General features: G+C 48.1%; 5 protein-coding genes. 1 reads left to right on the forward strand and 4 read right to left on the reverse strand.

Features of this window, described 5'->3' with window-relative positions:
- Positions 1-43 precede the first annotated feature (43 nt).
- Together Q0620_RS07630 and Q0620_RS07635 are read right to left on the reverse strand one after the other, a co-directional pair.
- A complete protein-coding gene (locus tag Q0620_RS07630; protein ID WP_298784228.1) occupies positions 44-1738 on the reverse strand; it encodes a Na+/H+ antiporter NhaC family protein in 1695 nt (564 codons plus the stop codon).
- Between the two features lie 16 nt (positions 1739-1754).
- Positions 1755-2501 (reverse strand): SDR family NAD(P)-dependent oxidoreductase, encoded by a 747-nt coding sequence (locus tag Q0620_RS07635; protein ID WP_298784230.1) that lies wholly within the window; start codon positions 2499-2501, stop codon positions 1755-1757.
- A 242-nt stretch (positions 2502-2743) separates the two neighbouring features.
- Here Q0620_RS07635 and Q0620_RS07640 point away from each other — a divergent pair, with 242 nt between their 5' ends.
- The gene (locus tag Q0620_RS07640) at positions 2744-3439 is read left to right on the forward strand and encodes a hypothetical protein (RefSeq protein WP_298784232.1); all 696 of its coding nucleotides are present in this window, start codon (positions 2744-2746) and stop codon (positions 3437-3439) included.
- 596 nt (positions 3440-4035) lie between these two features.
- Here the strand turns inward: Q0620_RS07640 and Q0620_RS07645 are convergent.
- Positions 4036-4578, reverse strand: a complete 543-nt coding sequence (locus Q0620_RS07645) for a DJ-1 family glyoxalase III (RefSeq protein WP_298784234.1) — start codon at positions 4576-4578, stop codon at positions 4036-4038.
- A 10-nt stretch (positions 4579-4588) separates the two neighbouring features.
- A partial coding sequence (locus Q0620_RS07650) for a cytochrome c (protein WP_298784236.1) occupies positions 4589-5025 on the reverse strand: 437 nt, incomplete at its 5' end.

Here is a 5025-nt window from a genome sequence, read left to right on the forward strand (position 1 = left end):
TGCGGAATTCAAAATTTAAAAGCAAATTTAAAATTTGCGGGAGCTACTCCTCTATCTTTTTGCCTGCAAATCGCACGAGAGCCCACGTAACGGCAAGTCCCATCGGTAGCGCGATCCAGACGCTAAGCCCTAGCGCTACGGGCAGATAGCCCGCCACCACGGCGACCGCGCCGACGGATAGAGCGTAAGGCATCTGCGTCTTTACGTGCTCGATATGATCGCAGCCCGCGCCCATCGACGAAAGGATCGTGGTGTCCGAAATCGGCGAGCAATGATCGCCGAAAATCGCGCCGGTTAGCACGCCCGAGATATTTACGATCATATAGGCGTGAAGCGCATCGCCCGAAAGCCCGTAGTGAAGTCCCACGGCGTTTGCCAAAGGTATGGCAAGCGGCATTAGAATTCCCATCGTGCCGTAGCTCGTGCCCGTCGAAAAGCTAATGAACGAACCCAGTACGAAAATCGCTACCGGAAGCAAGAATTTCGGCGTGTTTTGGCTTAGCATATCGACCAGATAGCGCGACGTGCCGAGCTCTTTGATGACAGAGCTGAGCGACCAGGCAAGCAGCAAGATCACGATCGTAACGATCATCGTCTTCCACCCTTTAATCCACGTAGAGATCGCCTCTCTGATGTCAAAAATTTTGCGGTAAACGCTCATAAATATAGACACGACCGTAGCAAGAAGCGCCGCTTGAAAAAGCGCAACCGACGAGTTCGCGTTGCCGAACGTCGCCTGAAGCGTTGCAAAACTTAGCGGAGCGGCTTTTGCGGCTGCGAGAGCATCGCCTTCAAGCTTGCTTAGCCCGCTAAAATAAAAGCTCGCAAACGCGCCGCAGATTAGCACTATAAGCGGGATAACGGCGTTTGAGGCCTGCGCCTTGACGCCTTCTTTAGGCTCTAGCGTTTTATCTTCGAGCTCGGCGATGTTAGAATTTTTAGAGTGGATTTCGCCAGTCGCTGCGCGCCTTTCGGCAGAGAGCATAGGCCCGAAATCCCTGCGCATGAACGCCACGTAAACCACGAAAGCAAGCATAAAAAGGTTGTAGAAGCGATACGGCATGGTTTGCACGAAGATCGAGAAGGCATTTACGTTTTGCACGCCGATCTGATCATATCCCGCTCTTATCAGAGAGACCTCAAGACCTATCCAGGTAGAAATTAGCGCGATACCCGCAATCGGCGCGGCGGTGGCGTCGATGATAAAGGCGAGCTTTTCGCGGCTGACCTTAAATTTATCGGTGATCGGCCTCATGACGGGGCCTACGATTAGTGCGTTTGCGTAGTCGTCGAAAAATACGAAAAGACCCATAACCCATGTTGAAATTTGCGCCGAGACACCCGTTTTGGCGCGCTTGCTAATCCAAAGCGCCACTGCTTTCGTGCCGCCCGTCCTGCTAATCAGTGCGACTACGCCGCCGATACAAAGCACCTGCAAAAGCACGCCCGCGTTGCCTTTGCTAGCCATCGAGCCCACCACGCGCGCGACCAGATCGGTAAAGCTGCCCACAAGCGCGGAGATCGGATTGTCGTTAACGACTGCTAGCATATAGGTGCCGCTAAAAACGCCGATGAAAAGCGATAAAATCACCTCTTTGGTGATAAAGGCAAGCGCGATCGCCACGACGGGCGGCACTAGCGTCCAGATGCCGAAAAGCTCGGCATTATGCTGCCTGGTCGCATCATCTACCGCAAACGCGGCAACCGATAAAAACATTAGTAATATAATTTTTTTCATTTTCTCGCCTTAAAATTTAATGCTTCTCGATAAAAAGCCCAGCCCAGCTCTGCTGTGTCGCCATCGCCTCTACGACATTGATATTTACTCGGTGCGGCATCGCTAGGCAGCTTAGCACGATCTGCGCGATATCCTCGGGCAGGATCGCATCGACCCCCTCATACACGGCTGCGGCGCGCGCTAGATCGCCTTTAAAGCGCACCTGGCTAAACTCGCTCTTGCAGATGCCCGGCGCGATCTCCGTCACGCGGATGCCGGTGCCGCGCAGGTCGTTGCGGATATTGCGGCTAAACTGCTTGATAAACGCCTTGCTCGCGCCGTAAACGTGACTACCCGGATAGGGCCACGCGCCCGCAGTCGAGCCGAGATTGAAGATATAGCCGCTTTTGCGCGCGATCATCAGCGGCAGCACCGCCTTGGTCGAATACAGCACGCCTTTGATATTCGTATCGACCATCGTCTCCAAATCCTCTACGGGCGTCTGCGCGATCCCCTCAAGCCCGAGCGCAAGACCTGCGTTATTTACCAGCACCTCGACGTCTTTGAAATTTTCAGGCAGCGCGCTCACGGCATCAAAGACCGCAGCTTTATCGCGAATGTCTGCGGCGATAATGTGAGTGTTGCCTAGCTCGCCGGCTAGCTTCTGTAGCCGCTCCTTGCGGCGCCCAAGCGCAATGATCTTATAGCCTTGCGCGCTAAGCGCCCTAGAAATCGCCTCGCCAAAGCCGCTCGTAGCGCCCGTGATGAATGCCGTATTTTTCATATGATCCCCTTTGCGTAAAATTTTAAATTTAGCGCAATGATAACGCAAAACGAATTTAGAATTTATGAATTTTCTCTTGCGACGCGGACGTGGATGAAATAATACGAAGACATTAGCAGGTTCTCTTGCGTATGAGTTCGTAATCGGCAGTGGATTCGGCGAGCGCACGGGCTAAATTTAAAATTTTGCGCCGTTTGTTTTTCGCAGTTTGCTATAATTACCTAAATTTAGGAAAAAGACAAATGAGCAAATTTATACGATTTATCCTTGTTAGTATCTGTGTTTGCGCCACTTATGCGGGTCTGAAATATGCTTTTATGCTCTTTATCACGTGGCTCATGTTTAGTGGGATATATTTTGATGGACCGGGTACGCTGCTCGCCATACCGCTCACGTTTCTAAGCTCATCGGTTATATTTGATTATTATTGTATTGCGCTGGGTTCTCATCTGCTCTTTTTATCGTTGCTTAAAGGGCGCGACGTGAAAACGCGGTGGATTTTACCTTTATTTTTTCTTATAACGCTCGCATTTTGTAGTTTTTGCGTCTTAATCGGGCACGAAGATTATCAACGCATAAACGCGCTTTTTGCACTCTTGCTTATCTCTCCCTTTACGCTCATCGCATACGCCATCGTTACGACCGTAATCCTTGCCAAAAATAAAATTTCGGATTATTATCCGGTCTTAATCGCGATAATTTTTGTGCCCATTCATGCCGCCAGCATAGGAATATGGGGATTAGAACGGATATATTTTGGAGTATTTCTAAACGCGACGATACTGGGGATTTTTTATTTCACGGCGAAAATCGGGCGCGTAAATTTGATCGCACATAGACCCGTACCCGACAAAACGCAAAATTCTAAAGACCGCGTTACCAAAACGATACAAAGCAGCGCGACATTTTTAAACGAAGATATTTTAAAGAAGCGCTAAATTTTATCCTTTTTAGGAATTCTAAATAACGCTTTCGTCGCGCGCTACAAGCTTATATGCTTCCCGATAAATCTGAGCTTTACCGACAAAACCTTCAAAAACTGCGCCGTTTTGCCTCTTGACACATTGACGTCGCTATTTGATCAAATTTATATCCAGCGTGATCTTATCGTTTTTGATCACGCCGATACCCTTGTTTAGCACGTTTTGCGCGATCTGTTCATCTTCTGCTAGCGAGTGCATCGCGAAGATGCCACACTGAAATTTATTCAGCTGCGTATCCTTTTAAGAGCCTACGCCCAAAATATCTTTCATACTCGCGCTCCACGCCGCTACGATGTTAATATTTAGTTTCAATAGCGACTAGCTCCAATAAAATTTTATCTGTCACGCACAAAGTTTTTTGCGTTTTTCGATCTAAAATTTGAGTTGCAAGAATTCCTTTTGTCGTTTACGGATACTCAGAATAAATATTGTGGCTATTTTATACGTGCAGAGTAAGATAAAATTTGTAGTTCTCAGGCGTGGCAAAATCACGCACCCCGTTTTACAGATGGCAAAATAAAGCGCGTTGGAATCGGCCTTCACTTGAAATTTTATTTAAAAAGCAAATCGGATTTTAGCTTGGAATAAACCTGCTCGCCTTTTAACTCACGGACGATTTGCAGTGCGAATTCCATCGCAGTAGCAGGGCCTTTCGAAGTCATTATATTTTGATCTTTTACGACATTCGCCGAATTCGTGTAGCCTGGGTGGGCGATCTGATTTTCAAAACCTGGATAACAAGTATAAGAGCTTTTTAGCACACCCGCGGTAGCTAGCGCCCATGGAGCGGCACATATTGCGCCGATTTTTGCGTTATTTGCATCAAAGTCGCGTAGGATCTTACCGAGCTTCTCGCTTTTGGCTAAATTCTCCGCGCCAGGTAAGCCTCCCGGTAAAACGATCATGGAAAATTCAGACGCCTTAATATCATCCAAAATTTCATCCGCCACAAGCTCAATGCCGTGCGTACCACGGACGCATTTTTTCTCTAACCCCACAGCTAGAGCATCAATATCCGCGCGTCTTAAAATATCAATTATGCTTATCGCCTCAAGCTCCTCAAATCCGTTAGCTAAAACTACTGCCACTTTCATCGCATACCCCTTATTTTAGATACGAGCCCTGCTCACTAGGGGCAGTGGAAATTTCGGTATTCGCACTTCTGCTAGATGGGCTATCGTAGAGGAATGAATCGTCGCCCTTTAGATAAGCGATAATGTAGCCTAGCTCCGTAGCGCTTGTCTTGGCAGCGATCAGCTGCATAATATTTTTCATCTTGCCGCCATAGCTTAGATCCGTGGTGTATTGCGAAATAGCTATCGAGATCTCCTTGGCATCCAGATCTTTGAGTTTACGCGATACTCCATAGGCTTTTTTTTGCCCGTTCTCGCCGTGGCAGGAAGCGCACTTCTCGGCAAAGATCGCTCCGCCTCTTTCTTTTAAAGAATTTATATTTCGATTTACCTTGCCGCTATGGGTTTTACTGCCTGCGACCGGAGCGTTTTTGTAGATATTTACAGTTACGTTTTCATCTTTAGAAT

The organism is uncultured Campylobacter sp., assembly GCF_938017615.1.
In the GTDB taxonomy this organism is placed as follows: Bacteria; Campylobacterota; Campylobacteria; order Campylobacterales; family Campylobacteraceae; genus Campylobacter_B.